Below are 15,009 nucleotides of genomic sequence, written 5' to 3'. Positions count from 1 at the left end.
GGTGCGGGTCGGACCCGCACCGCGCCTCCCGTCTGGTGAGGCCGGGGCTTACGCCTCGACCGCGACCTTCTCCGGGTCCTCGTTCGACCCGGGCGCGCTCGGCGCGACCGCCGCGCGCACGCGCGCGCCGAGGTCGGCGTCGACGTTCGTCCAGTAGGCGAACATCCGCTCGCGCAGGTCGTCGCGCGTCACCTTCGAGACGTGCCCGGCGATGTTGCCGACCAGGCGCTCACGGGCGGCGTCGTCGAGGACCTCGCGGTAGAGCGTGCCCGCCTGACCGAAGTCGTCGTCCTCGGGGTGGAGCGTCGCGGCCGCGCGCTGCAGCGCGCCGTCCGACTCCCAGCCCGGGGTCTCGTCGGTCGCGGCCGGGTCGGCGTGCGCACCGCCGAGCGAGTTCGGGGCGTACACCGGCACCTCGGACTTCTGGAAGTCGAAGCGCATGGCGCCGTCCTTCGAGTACGAGTGGACCTCGTTCTTCGGGGCGTTCACCGGCAGCTGCGCGTGGTTCGTGCCGACGCGGTAGCGGTGCGCGTCCGCGTAGCTGAAGATGCGCGCGAGGAGCATCTTGTCGGGGCTCGCCGCGATGCCGGGCACGAAGTTCGAGGGGGCGAAGGTCGCCTGCTCGATCTGCGCGAAGTAGTTCTCCGGGTTGCGGTTGAGCTCCATCGTGCCGACCTCGATGAGCGGGTAGTCCGCGTGCGGCCACACCTTCGTCAGGTCGAACGGGTTGAAGCGGTAGCTCGCGGCGTCCTCGTAGGGCATGACCTGCACCTTGAGGGTCCAGCGCGGGTTGTCGCCCCGCTCGATGGCCGCGTGCAGGTCACGGATGTGGAAGTCCGCGTCCTCGCCGGCGATGCGGTCGGCGTCCTCCTGCGTCAGGGTCTTGTGGCCCTGCTGCGTGATGAAGTGGTACTTGACCCAGAAGCGCTCGCCCTCGGCGTTGATCCACTGGTAGGTGTGCGAGCCGAAGCCGTCCATCTCGCGCCACGACGCCGGCAGGCCGCGGTCGCCCATGAGCCACGTGACCTGGTGCGCGGACTCGGGCGAGAGCGTCCAGAAGTCCCACTGCATGTCGTGGTCGCGCAGGTGCGAACCCGGCAGGCGCTTCTGCGAACGGATGAAGTCCGGGAACTTGATGCCGTCGCGGATGAAGAAGACGGGGGTGTTGTTGCCGACGAGGTCGTAGTTGCCCTCTTCGGTGTAGAACTTCAGCGCGAAGCCACGCGGGTCGCGCCACGTGTCCGGGGAGCCCTGCTCGCCGGCGACCGACGAGAAGCGCGCGAGCATCTCGGTCTGCTTGCCCGGCTGCAGGAAGGCGGCACGAGTGTACTTGCTGATGTCCTGCGTGACGGTGAAGGTACCGAAGGCGCCGCCGCCCTTGGCGTGGACGACCCGCTCCGGCACACGCTCGCGGTTGAACTGCGCGAGCTTCTCGACCAGGTAGTGGTCGTGCAGTGCGAGGGGCCCGTCGGCGCCGACACCCATGGAGTGCTGGTCGCTGGAGACGGGCGCCCCGGAGTTGGTCGTGGTGTTGGGGGTGCCGGCCGGCTGGCCGGTCGTCGTGTTCTGGTCGGACACGGTTCCTCCTCAGGTGGAACGGTTGGTTCGGTCAGGGGTGCTCGGGTTGCTCGTGGTCCCGGTTCGTGGCCGGGAACGGGAACGACTGCGGTCGTCCCGGGGTCGGGGTGTCGACGGTCAGGCCGGGACGGCCACCGTGTCGTCGCGTTCGGCGGCGGCGCACTGCTCGCAGATGCCCCAGTAGGTGACCTCGGCCGTGGTGACGGCGAAGCCGTGCGTCTCGGACGGGGTGAGGCAGGGTGCGTGACCCACGGCGCAGTCGACGTCCTCGATCGCGCCGCACATCGTGCAGACGATGTGGTGGTGGTTGTCCCCCGTGCGCCGTTCGTAGCGGGCGGGGCTGCCGGCGGGCTCGATGCGCCGCACCAGGCCGACGCCGGTGAGTGCCGCGAGGACGCCGTACACGGCCTGGTGGCTCGTGGTCGGGAGTTCCGCGGCGAGGGCGGTGACGATGTCGTCGGCGGTCGCGTGCGGCATGGTCTCCGTCGCGCGGAGGACCGCCAGGCGCGGTGTCGTGACCCGGAGACCGGAGGCGCGGAGCAGGTCGGCGTCGACGTCCATGCTGAGCCTTTCTTTTGCAGAGATCAAGACAACACCGCCACTGTACACCAGGCGATCCGGTGGTCGAGCGCGAACGGTCGGTCATGATCGACGCACCGCCTCTCGCTCCCGTGCCACCCACGCTCCCCGCCCGCCTCGTCGCCGAGGCCGCGGGGACCTTCCTGCTCGTGTTCGCCCTCGTCGGCGCCGCGACCTCCACTGCCGTGTTCCCGGACGAGCGCAACACGCTCGGGATCGGGCTGCTCGGGGTCGCGCTCACCCTCGGGCTGGTGGTGATGATCGGCGCGAGCGCGTTCGGACCCGTGAGCGGCGGCCACTTCAACCCGGCGGTGACGATCGGCCTCGCGGTCGCCGGTCGGCTCCGGTGGTCGGACGTCGTCCCGTACGTCGTCGCCCAGATGACAGGCGGGACGGCCGGCGCCGCCGTCCTCGTCCTGATCGCAGGGGTGGGCCCCGCGAACGCCATGCGGCGCACGCTCGGCGGCGGCTTCGCGTCCAACGGCTTCGACGAGCAGAGCCCCGGCGGATCCACCCTGCTCGCCGTCGCCCTCGCCGAGACGATCGCGACGGCCGTGTTCGTGACGGTGATCCTGCGCGTGACCGGCCCCCGCGGGAGCGCGGTCCCGGCCCCCGTGGTCATCGGGTCGACCCTCACGATCCTGCTGCTGACGCTCATCCCGATCTCGAACGCGTCGCTGAACCCGGCGCGGTCGTTCGCCACCGCGGTGTTCGCGGGACCGGACTGGCTCGCGCAGTGGTGGGCGTTCCTCGTCTTCCCCGTGCTCGGCGGCGCCGTCGCAGGAGCCGCCGGTCGGATCGGTCGGAGGTCGCGCGCGGGCGACGCCACGACGGCGCTCGACGCACCACCGGCCTGAGCCGGCCCGAGGCGCGGGCGGGTCGCGCGACCGGCCCGACCCGCGCCTCCTGGCTCGCACCCGCATCGCCGCCACCGGCTGAACGCATGCCCCTGGCGGAATACGATGTGTCACGATCCCGTCGCGATCGGCTGGAACGACGCTGGGAGGGCCGGAACCCGCGCTACCGTCCCGACATGTCCACGCAGCAGGGCCTGCCGCAGCAGGCACACAGCGCTCAGGACGTCCGGGGGATCATCGCGCAGCGGGACCTGGTCGTCGACCTCATCCGAACGGCCTGCGTCGTCCTCGTCGTGTTCGTGCACGTCACGATGGTCGGCGTCGCCGTCGGGACGGACGGCATCGCGGTGACCAGCCCGCTCCAGGAACTCCCCTGGTACGTCGCCGCGACCTGGATCGGCCAGGTGATGCCGCTCTTCTTCGTGGTCGGCGGCTTCGCGAGCGCCGTGGGGTGGCGCTCCACGCTCGCGCGGGGCGGCGGCGCGCGGGACTTCGTGGCGACCCGGCTCGTGCGGCTCTTCCGGCCGGCGATCCCGCTCTTCGCCGTGCTCGCGCTCGGCCTCGGCGTCGCCAGGCTGCTCGGCACGCCACCGGCGCTCCTCGCCGAGGTCGCGTTCGGCATCGGCTCCCCGCTCTGGTTCCTCGCCGCCTACGGGATCACCCAGTGCTGCGTGCCGTTCATGATGCGACTCCACGAACGCGCTCCGTGGAGCACGCTCGGGGCACTGCTCGTGCTCGCCGCCGCCGTCGACGGCGTACGGTTCGCCACCGGCACGGCCGAGGTCGGTCTCCTCAACCTCGGCCCGGTGTGGCTCTTCGCGCAGCAGCTCGGCTTCCTCTGGGCCGACGGCTGGTTCGCCCGACGATCGCGCGTGCTGCTCGTCGCCGTCGCGGCGGCCGGGTTCGGCGTGCTCGTGCCCCTGACGTCGATCGGACTCTGGGCACCGGACATGCTGCAGGACCTCAACCCGCCGATGCTCCCGCTCGCCGTACTGGCGATCGCGCAGGCGTGCGTCGTGCAGCTCGTGCACGCCCCGCTCACCCGGCTGATGCGTACCCGAGCGGCCCAGGGCGCCGTCTTCCTGCTCGGCCGCGACGGGATGACGATCTACCTCTGGCACCTGCCGCTGTTCATCGCACTGAACGGGGTCGCCCTGTTCCTCGGCGTGCCGTTCCCGGCGCCGGGCTCCCCGACGTGGTGGGCGACCCGTGGCGTGGCCCTCGTCGTCCTCCTCGCCGTCGCCCTCGGGACCGCCCGGGCGCTTCGTCGCTTCGATCGGCCGCTCCCCCGGCTCGTCCCCGGCACCGAGCGTCCCGGATGGCCGCTGCTCGCCGTCGCGGCGCTCTGCACGATCGGCCCGGCCTTCGCGGTGATGCAGCTGCACCTGTCGTTCGGGATCGCCCTGCTCGGCGCGGTGGCCGTACCGGTGGGGGTCCGGCTCCTGACGAGGACCGTGCCCGCCAGGAGCGCCGTGCGGATCTGAACCGGTTCTCACCGGCCGGACGTGCCCCGGGGCACGCGGCGGGCGGAGGATTGTCCTCGGCCGCACGAACCTCGAGGAGGCACCCCACGCCGTCGACACCCGAGTTCTGGAGCACGTGGCACCTCGACCCGCTCGCCGCCGTCCTCATCGCGGTCGCCGCGGTCATTTACGGCTCGTGGGTGGTCGGTGCCGCCCGTCGGGGCACCCGGTGGCCGTGGTGGCGGACACTCGCCTTCGTGGGAGCGCTCGTCCTGTTCGGGATCCTCCAGTTCGGGATCGTCGGCATCCACGACCAGGACCTCCGGTGGGCGTTCGTGCTGCGGTTGGCCCTGCTCTTCTTCGCAGTCCCCACCTTCGCCGCGTTCGCTGCGCCCGTCTCGTTGCTCCGTTCAGGAGGCCCGGCTCGCCTCGCGCACGCAGCCTCCCGAGCGCTCGCATCGCGTCCGGCACGGGTCCTCGGCAACGCGGTCGTGTCCCCGTTGATCGCCCTCGCGCTGTTCTGCGTGCTCCTCACCCCGTTCTCGGCGACGATCCGTGAGTCCCCGGTCTGGGCGACGGCGATCACGGTCCTCGTGCCGGTGCTCGGGTTCGCCCTGCTGACCCCGCTGTCCGAGCCGGGGATCCTCCGCTCGTCGACGTTCGTCACGGTGGAGTTCCTGCTCGCGTTCGTCGAGCTCATGGCGGACGCGATCCCGGGCATCGTGCTGCGGATCACGAACCACGTGCTCGACGGCTCGGTCACGGCGGCGGTCGGGCAGCCGTGGTTCCCGTCGCCCCTGCGCGACCAACACCTCGCGGGGGACCTGCTGTGGTTCATCGCCGAGGTCGCGGACGTCCCCGTGCTCATCTCGCTGTTCATCCGGTGGCAGCGGACCGACCGTCGCGAGGCCCGCACCGTCGACGCCCTCACCGATGAGGAGATGGCGGAACTCACCCGGGCGCACCTGCAGCGCCGGGGGTGACCGGGCGCGCAGGCGGAGGCGGTGGGGCGCGTTGCCGACTCGGAACGACATGACCGACGTCGTACGACATCGACAACGTCGCTGCCCCGCGCCCGCAACCGTTGCACACGCGCAGCAACGACACCGCCGACGTCGTACGACATCGACGACGTCGCTCCCCCGCGCCCGCAACCGTTGCACACGCGCAGCAACGACACCGCCGCCGGGCCGCCCACACGCCCACCGCCCGCTGCCCACCGCCCACACGCCCGGACACGACAGAGCCCCGCGCCGCACAGTGCGACACGGGGCTCCCGACCGGATCGGTACCGACTAGGCGTCCGCGTGCCGCCCGTGGTGGTCGGTCGCGGCGAGCTCGGCCTCGGCGGTCTCCGGCGCGGGCGCCGCAGCGTGGACTCCGTGCCGCTGCTCGGTCCCCGTAGCACTGTCGGCGGACGAGGAGGCAGCGGCAGAGGACCGCGATCCGTCGGACGCGCCACCGGTCTGCTGCCACGCCACGGTCTGCTTCGGCTTCGCCAGGAACAGCGCGGCGACGATCGCGACGACGAGCACCACGGCCGGCAGCACGAGCGACTGCCCCATGGCGGTCGCGAACGGCTGCTGCAGGAAGCCCGGGAGCGTCCCGACCTGCTGCTCGGCGCCGCCGGACGACCCACCCGAACCGGACGGGAAGTTGGCGGTGATCCGCGCCTCGATCAGCGCGGCGATGCCGGCCGACCCGAGGACCGCACCGATCTGCCGCGTGGTGTTGTACACACCCGAACCGGCGCCGGCGAGCTTCGGCGGCAGGTTGCGCGTCGCGGAGACCGAGAGCGGTCCCCACATGCAGGCGTTCGCGAGGCCGAGGAGCGTCGACGGCAGGAGCACCCAGCCCCAGTCCGCGCCCGAGGCCAGGAGCGACCCGAACCAGAACAGCGCGCCGGAGAAGCAGGCGAGACCGAACGCGGCGACCCAGCGGAGGCTCCACCGGTTGAGGTTCTTGCCGACGAACGGCGCGAGCCCGGCGGACAGCACGGCCTGCGGGACGAGCAGCAGCGCCGCCTGGGTCGGGCTGAACGTCAGCACGTCCTGCGCCCAGAGCATGATCGGCAGGGCGAACGACGAGATGGCGACGCCGACCGCGGTGATGGCGATGTTCGCGAGCGTGAAGTTGCGGTCCTTGAAGAGGCCGAGCGGCAGGAGCGGCTCGCCCTTCTGCACGCCCTGCCACACCACGAAGGCGGCGAGCACGACGACACCGGCGACGATGAGCGACCACACCGAGATCGGTCCGGTGATGGTGCCCCAGTCGTAGGTCTCGCCCTCTTGGATGCCGAAGACGAGCAGGAACATGCCGACCGCGCTGAGGACGATGCCGAGGTAGTCGAACCGGTGCCCGTGACGGTCGAAGGACGGGACGAAGCGCTGCGCGAGCACGAACGCGACGACGCCCACCGGGACGTTGACGAAGAAGATCCACTCCCAGCCGAAGCCGTCGACGAGCAGGCCGCCCACGATCGGCCCGACGAGCGACGCGACACCGGCGACGGCACCCCACAGCCCCATGGCCGCACCGCGGTTCTGCGGCGGGAAGATGCGCGTGATCACGGCCATCGTCTGCGGCGTCATCATCGCGGCGCCGAGTCCCTGGACGACGCGCGCCACGATGAGCACCTCGATCGAGCCGGCGAGCCCGCACCAGAGGCTCGAGAGCGTGAACACCACGAGCCCGGTCTGGTACAGGACCTTCGGGCCGAAGCGGTCACCGAGCCGGCCCGTGATGAGCAGCGGTACGGCGTAGGCGAGCAGGTACGCGCTCGTCACCCAGATGACGGAGTTGATGTCGGCGTGGAGCTTCGCCGCGATGGTCGGCGTCGCGACGGACACGATCGTCGAGTCGACGAGGATCATGAAGAAGCCGACGACGAGGGCCCAGAGGGCCGGCCACGGCTTCTTCTCGGTGGTGGTCGAGACGGAGGTCATCGAGTGGGTTCCTTGCTGTTCGTGGTGGGGCCTGTGTCGGTGGGGACGGCCGGGCCGTCCCAGGGGATGTCGCCGCTCGCGATCCGGTCGGCAGCGGCGTCGAGCCACTCGATCTGCGCGGAGAGCATGGCACGGACGTACGACACGTCCAGCCAGAAGCGGTCTGCGAGACGCTTGACCTGGAGGCCCGTGGCGGCTTCGTCGTACTGCTCGCGTTCCGAGCGGAGTGCGCGGGCGCGGGTGCGCAGCGCGGTCGCCGCGTCCTCGGCGCTCAGGTTGTCGACGTGCGAGACCGCGAGGTGGAACTCGGGGTACTCGTCGGCGGGCTCGGCGATCATCCGGCGGAGGCCGTCCTCGAGCGCTGCGCGCCCGTGGTCGGTGATCGCGTAGGTGGTGCGTTCCGGCCGGTTGCCCTCGCGCGCGGTGCCGAGCGCCTCGGCGTAGCCGAGGTCCACCAGGCGGCCGATCTGGTGGTAGAGCGTGCCCGGTCGGACCTTGACGTTCTGGTCCTCGCGACGCTGCAGCATCGTCTGGAACATCTCGTAGGGGTGCATGGGTGCCTCGGCGAGGAGCCCGAGCGCGGCGAACGCGAGGGGCGTGAGCGACGTCATCCGTGCCTCCTGGACTGATCCGAACCGACTATTCCAAATGGAATGTACGCCTTCGAACACTTTTCCACAAGCGCGTCCGACGCGCCGTGCGCCCCGTAGACTGTTCGCGTCCCACCCATCCCCGAAGTGCTGGAGTGAACACGTGCCAACGATCGTCGTCGAGGTCATGCCGAAGGCCGAGATCCTCGACCCCCAGGGCAAGGCGGTGGGCAACGCTCTCGCCCGTCTCGGCAAGGCCGACCTGACCAACGTCCGCATCGGCAAGCGCTTCGAGGTGGCCGTCGACGGTCCGGTCGACGACGCCAAGCTGGCCGAGGTCCGCGAGATCGCAGCCGACGTCTTCTCCAACGCCGTCATCGAGGACGTCGTGTCCGTGACGGTCGAGGGCGCGTGACCTCGATGCGGATCGGCGTCATCACGTTCCCGGGCTCGCTCGACGACCGCGACGCCCAGCGCGCCGTCCGTCTCGCGGGCGCGGACCCCGTCGCCCTCTGGCACGGCGACCACGACCTGCAGGGTGTCGACGCGATCGTCCTCCCCGGCGGGTTCTCCTACGGCGACTACCTGCGCGCCGGCGCGATCGCGGCGAAGGCCCCGATCATGGCCGAGGTCATCGACGCCGCCGGCAAGGGGATGCCGGTCCTCGGCATCTGCAACGGCTTCCAGATGCTGGCGGAAGCCCGACTGGTCCCCGGAGCACACACCCGCAACGCGCACCAGCAGTTCATCCGGCGCGACCAGAAGCTCCGCGTCGAGACGACCTCGACGGCGTGGACGTCCGGCTTCACGGCCCAGCAGGAGATCACCATCCCGCTGAAGAACGCCGACGGCCGTTTCGTCGCGGACGCCGATGAGATCAAGCGCATCGAGGACAACGGCCAGGTCGTGTTCCGCTACCTCGGCGTGAACCCGAACGGATCGATCGACGACATCGCGGGCGTCTCCAACGAGCGCGGCAACGTCGTCGGCCTGATGCCACACCCCGAGCACGCGACGGAGCCCGGGTTCGGCCCGGACACCCCCGCGGCGATGGCCTCCGGTACGGACGGCCTCACCTTCTTCACCTCCGTGATCGAGTCGACGCTCGTCAAGTGACGACCACGCCGACGAACACGACCTCAGTGACAGGGAACGACACCACCGTGACGACACACGTCCGCCCGAAGCCCGACACCGTCCAGGACGCCGCAGCCACGCCCGACAAGGAGCAGCCGTACGAGGCGCTCGGGCTGAAGGCCGACGAGTACGCGAAGATCCGCGAGATCCTCGGTCGCCGCCCCACCTCGGGTGAACTGGCGATGTACTCGGTGATGTGGTCCGAGCACTGCTCGTACAAGTCGAGCAAGAACTACCTGCGGCAGTTCGGCAAGAAGGTCACGCCGGAGATGACGAAGAACCTCATGGTCGGCATGGGCGAGAACGCCGGTGTCATCGACGTCGGCAACGGCTGGGCGGTCACCTTCAAGGTCGAGTCGCACAACCACCCCTCCTACGTCGAGCCGTACCAGGGCGCCGCGACCGGTGTCGGCGGCATCGTCCGCGACATCATCTCGATGGGCGCTCGTCCGGTCGCCGTGATGGACCAGCTCCGCTTCGGCGCCATCGAGCACGAGGACACCCAGCGCGTCGTCCACGGCGTCGTCGGCGGCATCTCGTTCTACGGGAACTGCCTCGGCCTGCCGAACATCGGCGGCGAGACCTACTTCGACCCGGTGTACCAGGGCAACCCGCTGGTGAACGCCCTCGCGGTCGGTGTCCTCCGGCACGAGGACCTGCACCTCGCGAACGCCTCGGGCGCCGGCAATAAGGTCGTGCTCTTCGGTGCCCGCACCGGTGGCGACGGCATCGGTGGTGCCTCGATCCTCGCGTCCGACACCTTCACCGAGGGCGGCCCGACGAAGCGCCCGGCCGTCCAGGTCGGTGACCCCTTCGCCGAGAAGGTCCTCATCGAGTGCTGCCTCGAGCTCTTCCAGAAGGAGCTCGTCGAGGGCATACAGGACCTCGGCGCCGCGGGCATCTCCTGCGCGACGAGCGAGCTCGCGAGCAACGGCGACGGCGGCATGCACATCTCGCTCGACGACGTCCTGCTGCGCGACCCCACGCTCACGGCAGAGGAGATCCTCATGTCGGAGAGCCAGGAGCGCATGATGGCGGTCGTCCGCCCCGAGAAGCTCGATGAGTTCCTGAGCGTCGTCGGCAAGTGGGAGGTCGAGACCAGCGTCCTCGGCGAGGTCACCGGCACCGGCCGCCTCGTCATCGACTGGCAGGGCCAGGAGATCGTGAACGTCGACCCGCGCACGGTCGCGGTCGACGGCCCCGTCTACGACCGCCCGGTCGCCTACCCGACCTGGATCGACGCGCTGCAGGCCGACTCGGCCGCGTCGCTCGACCGTCCGGCGGACGGACCCGCACTCAAGGCGCAGTTCCTGCAGCTGCTGGGCTCTCCGAACCTGGCGTCGAAGAACTGGGTGACGAACCAGTACGACACCTACGTGCTCGGCAACACGGCGCTGTCCTTCCCCGACGACGGCGGCATGATCCGCGTCGACGAGGAGACCGGCCTCGGCGTCACGATCGCCACCGACGCCAACGGCCGGTACTGCCAGCTCGACCCGAAGCAGGGCGCTCGACTGGCCCTCGCCGAGGCGTACCGGAACGTCGCCGTCACCGGAGCCGTCCCGGCCGCCGTGACCGACTGCCTGAACTTCGGCTCCCCGGAGAACCCCGAGGTCATGTGGCAGTTCTCCGAGGCGGTCGAAGGTCTCGCCGACGGCTGCATGGAGCTGGGCATCCCGGTCACGGGCGGCAACGTGTCGTTCTACAACCAGACCGGCACCACCCCGATCCACCCAACCCCCGTCGTCGGTGTCCTCGGTGTGATCGACGACGTCGCCCTGCGCGTCCCGTCCGGCTGGCAGGACGACGGCCACAACATCTACCTGCTCGGCACCACCTCGCTCGAGCTCGACGGGTCGGCGTGGGCCGGCACCGTGCACGGACACCTCGGCGGGCGTCCGCCGGCGGTCGACCTCGCGCAGGAGAAGGCGCTGGCCGACCTCCTGCACGCCGCTGCGAACGAGCAGCTGCTCACGAGCGCCCACGACCTGGCGGACGGCGGCCTCGGCCAGTCCCTCGCCGAGTCGGTGCTCCGGTTCGGGCTCGGCGCCCGCGTCGTGCTCGACGAGCTCGAGGCCCGCGACGGTGTCGACACCGCCACCGCGCTGTTCTCCGAGTCCACCGGTCGCGTCATCGTGACCGTCCGCCGCGAGGACGACGTCCGCTTCCAGGGCCTCTGCGACGGCCGCGGCTTCCCGGTGCTCCGTATCGGCGTCACGGACGCGACGAGCGGCTCGCTCGAGGTGCAGGGTGCGTTCGAGGCCACGATCGACGAGCTGCGTGGCACGCACGCCGCCACGCTCCCGGCGCGCTTCGGTGACGTCATCACCGAGGACGTCACCGAGGGCTACGTCGGCCGAGGCCCGCTCGACGATCACGGCTCGTTCTCGCCGCGGGCCGACTCCTGAACGGGTCGGACCAGAGCGTCGTGACGACGGGCACCGCCTGATGCCCGTCGTCACCCTGCCCTTCCAGGAGCTCGTCGATCGCTTCGGTCCCGTGCCGGAGGGCATCGAGCTCGCCGTGTGGGACGTCGAGCAGCCGTTCGAACGGCCGGACGACGTCGCCATCGCGTTCCTGCCGTTCTACTTCGGCGGACGGCACCGGTGGCAGTTCGTGCACGACCTGCCGAACCTCGAGCTGCTGCAGCTGCCGAGTGCCGGCTACGAGCACGCCCTCCCGCACGTCCCCGGGCACGCACTGCTCGCGAACGGCCGTGGCATCCACGACGACGAGACCGCCGAACTCGCGGTCGGTCTCGCCCTGACGAGCCTGCGCGAGCTCGGCGCGTTCCAGGCCGACCGTGCGCGGGGTGTCTGGGACGCTCGGACGACGCGGTCCCTCGCGGACCGGCGGGTCACGGTGGTCGGCTACGGCGCGATCGGGTCCGCCATCGCGTCGCGCTTCGAGGCGTTCCGCACCCAGGTCGCCGTGGTGGCGCGGACCGCGCGCGAGCAGGACGGTCGGCAGGTCCACGGGTTCGACGAACTGCCGGACCTGGCCGCGACGACCGACGTGCTCGTCCTGATCACGCCGCTGACCGACGAGACCGAGGGGTTGGTGGACGCGGACCTGCTGGCGACGCTGCCCGACGGTGCGCTCGTGGTGAACGTCGCCCGTGGCAAGGTCGTCGACACCGACGCCCTCGTGGCCGAGCTGCAGTCCGGCCGGCTGTCGGCGGCGCTCGACGTCACCGACCCCGAACCCCTGACCGACGGGCACCCGCTCTGGACGACACCGAACACGGTGCTCACGCCGCACGTCGGCGGGAACACGGACCTCAGCGTGCCGCGGTCGATCGAGCTGATGCGGCGTCAGGTCACCGCGCTGGCCGAGGGCCGACCGTTCGACAACGTCATCGAGCCCTGACCGACCCGACCCGAAGGAGCAGGTCGGGCGCCGGCCCGGACCCGGCCGATCAGGACGTCAGCAACGCCATCCCGAGGCTCGGTGCGACGTCGTCGAAGCCGAGCGACCGGTAGAGCCGCTGTCCGGGCGGGTCGCCGACGAGGGTGACGTACGCGCCCCGGGGCGCCCGGGAGCGGATGTCCGCGACGAGCCAGGCGACCACCGCACGTCCGATGCCTCGGCGCTGGTGCGCCGGGTCGGTCGCGATGTCGGCGATGTGGAAGTACCACCCGCCGTCGCCGATCGTCCGCCCCATCGCGACGGGACGCCCGTCGGGGCCCAGGACGTGACAAGCGGACCAGCTGCCGGCGATCGCTCCTGCTCCCTGCTCGGCGTTCTTCGGCGTCAGGCCGGAGTCCCGGCGCAGCCGGAGGTAGTCGTCGAGGGGAGGCGGGCCGGAGACGAGGGTGTAGGACGCGTCCATCTGCTCAGTCTGGCCGGTGGCGGTGACACGCACCGCGCCTCCCGCACCAGCCGGATGTGCCGCAACGCACGGAGCCGGGGCGACCCGTGCTCAGACCGGGACGACGCAGGCCGGCGTACCGACCGTGATCTGCGCGACGGCCTCGCCCGGGACGCCGTCCTCGCCGATCGGCAGGACCGCGACCGCGTCGGACATCTGGTTCGCCACGAGCAGGTACCCCGGCACCCGGGCGAAGTGTCGAGGCCACACGCCGCCCGACGACGCCGACCCGACCAGCGACAGCCCGCCGTCCGATGCGTCGAGCACCACCACGAGGTCGCGCCCACGCACCGCGACGTACACGCGGCCGGTGTCGTCGACCTCGATGTGGCTCAGGAGCGACTCGCCGACCTCGCCCGTGAAGGTCGCGGCCGAGGCCACCGGGACGAACGACCCCGACTCGTCGCGGCGGAGGCGGTGGACCTGGCCGTCGAGCTCGCCCGCGACGAAGAGGTCGCCGTCGTACCACGCGAGGTGCCGCGGCCCGACGCCGGGGGCGATGTGGTGCACGCGGAGCTCCTCGATGCTCGGCGAAGCGGTGACCCGGAACTCGTGCAGGGCGTCACCGCCGAGGTCCGCCACCAGCACGGTGCCCTCCGGCGTCGCGATCGACTGGTGGGCGTGCGGGCCCTCCTGCCGGTCCTCGACCGGGCCGGTGACGTCGGGCAGGACCTCCGTGACGAGCGCCGACGCGGGCACCGTCACGCGGTCGTCGCTGCCGTGCGCACCGACGAGCCCGTCGCTGCCGAGCACCGACGCGGCATGCGACTCCGCCGCGGCGAGCGAGACCGCGGTGACGGTCCCGGAGACGTAGTTCGTGACGACGAGCGCACCGGACGGGTCGACCCGCACGTGGCACGGGGCGTCGCCACCGGCCGGGGCGTCCCAGAGGTGCTCGAGCGAGGAGCCGTCGAGACGGAAGGCGGAGACACCACCGTCGGCCGTCTCGGACACCGCGTAGACCCGGTCACCGGAGACGGCGAGGAAGGACGGGTCGTCGATGACGGCGATGGTGCGAGCGGTCGTCGTGCTGCCACCCGCACCTGCGACCGGTCCGCCGGGCACGATCGAGATGCCCGTCGCGTTCCCGCCGCCGGTGGCCGTGTACGAGCCGACGAGCAGTGTGGGGAGCGCGTCGTTCACTCGTCGCCGCCGGCGATCTGCTCGTGGTGGTGGATGACCTCGGCCACGATGAAGTTCAGGAACTTCTCCGCGAAGGCGGGGTCGAGGTGCGACTCGGCGGCGAGGGAGCGGAGTCGTGCGACCTGGATCTGCTCACGCCCCGGGTCAGCGGCCGGCATCCCCGCCGCAGCCTTGAGGTAACCGACCCGCTGGGTGTACTTGAAGCGCTCGGCGAGCATGTGGATGACCGCCGCGTCGATGTTGTCGATGCTCTGGCGGATGCTGGCCAGCTCGGCGACGGCCGCCGGGTCGTACTCGGGCGTGGTGTCGTCGTCGCTCATGCCCCGAGCCTAACGGCCGCGACCGGGCGGCAACTGTCGGTTACGTCCCGTCCGGGCGGCCGGAACCTGGGCGGGACCTGAGCACGCCTTCGGAACTGCGAGAATGGAGACCATGTCGGTCCTGCTCGTGATCTCGTGCGTGTTCGCGGTCCTCGCGGGCCTCGTGCACGTGTACATCTTCTTCCTCGAGTCGATCGCGTGGACGAGTCCTCGCGTGCGGAAGATCTTCGGCCTGTCGTCCGAGACCGAGGTCCAGGCGACCCGCTCGATGGCGTTCAACCAGGGCTTCTACAACCTGTTCCTCGCGATCGGGGCGATCCTCGGCGTGGTGCTCGTCGTGACGGGCAACGCGACCACCGGCTGGACGCTGGTGGTGTTCTCGACGGCGTCGATGCTCGGTGCCGCGGTGGTCCTGCTCGGGACGGGTCGTCGCTACCTGAACTCCGCGTTCGTGCAGGGGTCGTTCCCGCTGATCGCCCTGCTCTTCGCGTTCCTCGGTTCGACGTTCGACGCCTGACCGCAGCGT

15 protein-coding genes are annotated in these 15,009 nt (G+C 71.1%); 8 read left to right on the top strand and 7 right to left on the bottom strand.

Annotated features, from left to right (window positions below; all coding sequences use genetic code 11):
- Nucleotides 1-48: 48 nt before the first annotated feature.
- Nucleotides 49-1,578 carry a catalase gene (locus Q7F20_RS05615; protein ID WP_305739129.1) on the bottom strand — a complete coding sequence of 510 codons (1,530 nt, stop codon included), beginning with the start codon at nt 1,576-1,578 and terminating at the stop codon, nt 49-51.
- A 117-nt stretch (nt 1,579-1,695) separates the two neighbouring features.
- Nucleotides 1,696-2,139, bottom strand: a complete 444-nt coding sequence (locus Q7F20_RS05610) for a Fur family transcriptional regulator (RefSeq protein WP_070417017.1) — start codon at nt 2,137-2,139, stop codon at nt 1,696-1,698.
- 83 nt (nt 2,140-2,222) lie between these two features.
- Between Q7F20_RS05610 and Q7F20_RS05605 the strand changes: the two genes are divergently transcribed.
- From Q7F20_RS05605 to Q7F20_RS05595, 3 genes are all read left to right on the top strand, one after another.
- A complete protein-coding gene (locus Q7F20_RS05605) occupies nt 2,223-3,014 on the top strand; it encodes an aquaporin (protein ID WP_305739128.1) in 792 nt (263 codons plus the stop codon).
- A gap of 176 nt (nt 3,015-3,190) precedes the next feature.
- Complete coding sequence (locus Q7F20_RS05600) at nt 3,191-4,498, top strand: acyltransferase (RefSeq protein ID WP_305739127.1); 1,308 nt, start codon at nt 3,191-3,193, stop codon at nt 4,496-4,498.
- Nucleotides 4,499-4,548: 50 nt separating this feature from the next.
- A complete protein-coding gene (locus Q7F20_RS05595; RefSeq protein ID WP_305739126.1) occupies nt 4,549-5,460 on the top strand; it encodes a cytochrome c oxidase assembly protein in 912 nt (303 codons plus the stop codon).
- Between the two features lie 312 nt (nt 5,461-5,772).
- Here the strand turns inward: Q7F20_RS05595 and Q7F20_RS05590 are convergent, their stop codons facing one another.
- A complete protein-coding gene (locus tag Q7F20_RS05590) occupies nt 5,773-7,422 on the bottom strand; it encodes a DHA2 family efflux MFS transporter permease subunit (RefSeq protein ID WP_305739125.1) in 1,650 nt (549 codons plus the stop codon).
- On the bottom strand, nt 7,419-8,033 hold the full coding sequence (locus Q7F20_RS05585; protein WP_305739124.1) for a PadR family transcriptional regulator: 615 nt from the start codon (nt 8,031-8,033) through the stop codon (nt 7,419-7,421). The genes Q7F20_RS05590 and Q7F20_RS05585 overlap by 4 nt, the downstream gene beginning before the upstream one ends.
- A gap of 142 nt (nt 8,034-8,175) precedes the next feature.
- Between Q7F20_RS05585 and purS the strand changes: the two genes are divergently transcribed.
- From purS to Q7F20_RS05565, 4 genes are read left to right on the top strand one after another with little or no spacing between them, the layout of a single operon-like run.
- The gene (purS, locus tag Q7F20_RS05580) at nt 8,176-8,427 is read left to right on the top strand and encodes a phosphoribosylformylglycinamidine synthase subunit PurS (RefSeq protein WP_305739123.1); all 252 of its coding nucleotides are present in this window, start codon (nt 8,176-8,178) and stop codon (nt 8,425-8,427) included.
- 5 nt (nt 8,428-8,432) lie between these two features.
- Entirely contained in the window at nt 8,433-9,128 is a 696-nt protein-coding gene (gene purQ, locus Q7F20_RS05575) for a phosphoribosylformylglycinamidine synthase subunit PurQ (RefSeq protein WP_305739130.1), read from the top strand.
- Between the two features lie 47 nt (nt 9,129-9,175).
- A complete protein-coding gene (gene purL / locus Q7F20_RS05570) occupies nt 9,176-11,557 on the top strand; it encodes a phosphoribosylformylglycinamidine synthase subunit PurL (RefSeq protein ID WP_305739122.1) in 2,382 nt (793 codons plus the stop codon).
- Between the two features lie 40 nt (nt 11,558-11,597).
- Nucleotides 11,598-12,518, top strand: a complete 921-nt coding sequence (locus Q7F20_RS05565) for a 2-hydroxyacid dehydrogenase (protein WP_305739121.1) — start codon at nt 11,598-11,600, stop codon at nt 12,516-12,518.
- Between the two features lie 49 nt (nt 12,519-12,567).
- On the opposite strand, the gene Q7F20_RS05560 is transcribed toward Q7F20_RS05565, so the two are convergent.
- From Q7F20_RS05560 to Q7F20_RS05550, 3 genes are all read right to left on the bottom strand, one after another.
- Entirely contained in the window at nt 12,568-12,981 is a 414-nt protein-coding gene (locus tag Q7F20_RS05560; protein ID WP_305739120.1) for a GNAT family N-acetyltransferase, read from the bottom strand.
- Nucleotides 12,982-13,071: 90 nt separating this feature from the next.
- Nucleotides 13,072-14,163: a beta-propeller fold lactonase family protein gene (locus Q7F20_RS05555; RefSeq protein WP_305739119.1), complete on the bottom strand. Its 1,092-nt coding sequence runs from the start codon at nt 14,161-14,163 to the stop codon at nt 13,072-13,074.
- Nucleotides 14,160-14,483 carry a chorismate mutase gene (locus Q7F20_RS05550; protein WP_305739118.1) on the bottom strand — a complete coding sequence of 108 codons (324 nt, stop codon included), beginning with the start codon at nt 14,481-14,483 and terminating at the stop codon, nt 14,160-14,162. Before Q7F20_RS05550 ends, Q7F20_RS05555 begins: the two co-directional genes overlap by 4 nt.
- A 112-nt stretch (nt 14,484-14,595) precedes the next feature.
- Here Q7F20_RS05550 and Q7F20_RS05545 point away from each other — a divergent pair, with 112 nt between their 5' ends.
- Nucleotides 14,596-15,000, top strand: coding sequence for a DUF1304 domain-containing protein (locus tag Q7F20_RS05545; protein WP_305739117.1), 405 nt, complete (start codon nt 14,596-14,598; stop codon nt 14,998-15,000).
- The last annotated feature ends 9 nt before the right edge of the window (nt 15,001-15,009 follow it).

This window comes from Curtobacterium sp. A7_M15 (genome assembly GCF_030705415.1).
Classification (GTDB): Bacteria; Actinomycetota; Actinomycetes; order Actinomycetales; family Microbacteriaceae; genus Curtobacterium.
Note: the sequence above shows the minus strand (reverse complement) of the source record. Positions and strands in the feature narration are given on the sequence as shown.

Coding starts and splice junctions, on each gene's coding strand:
- Q7F20_RS05590 (WP_305739125.1), bottom strand. CDS start 7,422: ATGACCTCCGTCTCGACCACCACCGAGAAGAAGCCGTGGCCGGCCCTC.
- Q7F20_RS05545 (WP_305739117.1), top strand. CDS start 14,596: ATGTCGGTCCTGCTCGTGATCTCGTGCGTGTTCGCGGTCCTCGCGGGC.
- Q7F20_RS05610 (WP_070417017.1), bottom strand. CDS start 2,139: ATGGACGTCGACGCCGACCTGCTCCGCGCCTCCGGTCTCCGGGTCACG.
- Q7F20_RS05585 (WP_305739124.1), bottom strand. CDS start 8,033: ATGACGTCGCTCACGCCCCTCGCGTTCGCCGCGCTCGGGCTCCTCGCC.
- Q7F20_RS05550 (WP_305739118.1), bottom strand. CDS start 14,483: ATGAGCGACGACGACACCACGCCCGAGTACGACCCGGCGGCCGTCGCC.
- Q7F20_RS05565 (WP_305739121.1), top strand. CDS start 11,598: ATGCCCGTCGTCACCCTGCCCTTCCAGGAGCTCGTCGATCGCTTCGGT.
- purQ (WP_305739130.1), top strand. CDS start 8,433: ATGCGGATCGGCGTCATCACGTTCCCGGGCTCGCTCGACGACCGCGAC.
- Q7F20_RS05605 (WP_305739128.1), top strand. CDS start 2,223: ATGATCGACGCACCGCCTCTCGCTCCCGTGCCACCCACGCTCCCCGCC.
- Q7F20_RS05600 (WP_305739127.1), top strand. CDS start 3,191: ATGTCCACGCAGCAGGGCCTGCCGCAGCAGGCACACAGCGCTCAGGAC.
- Q7F20_RS05560 (WP_305739120.1), bottom strand. CDS start 12,981: ATGGACGCGTCCTACACCCTCGTCTCCGGCCCGCCTCCCCTCGACGAC.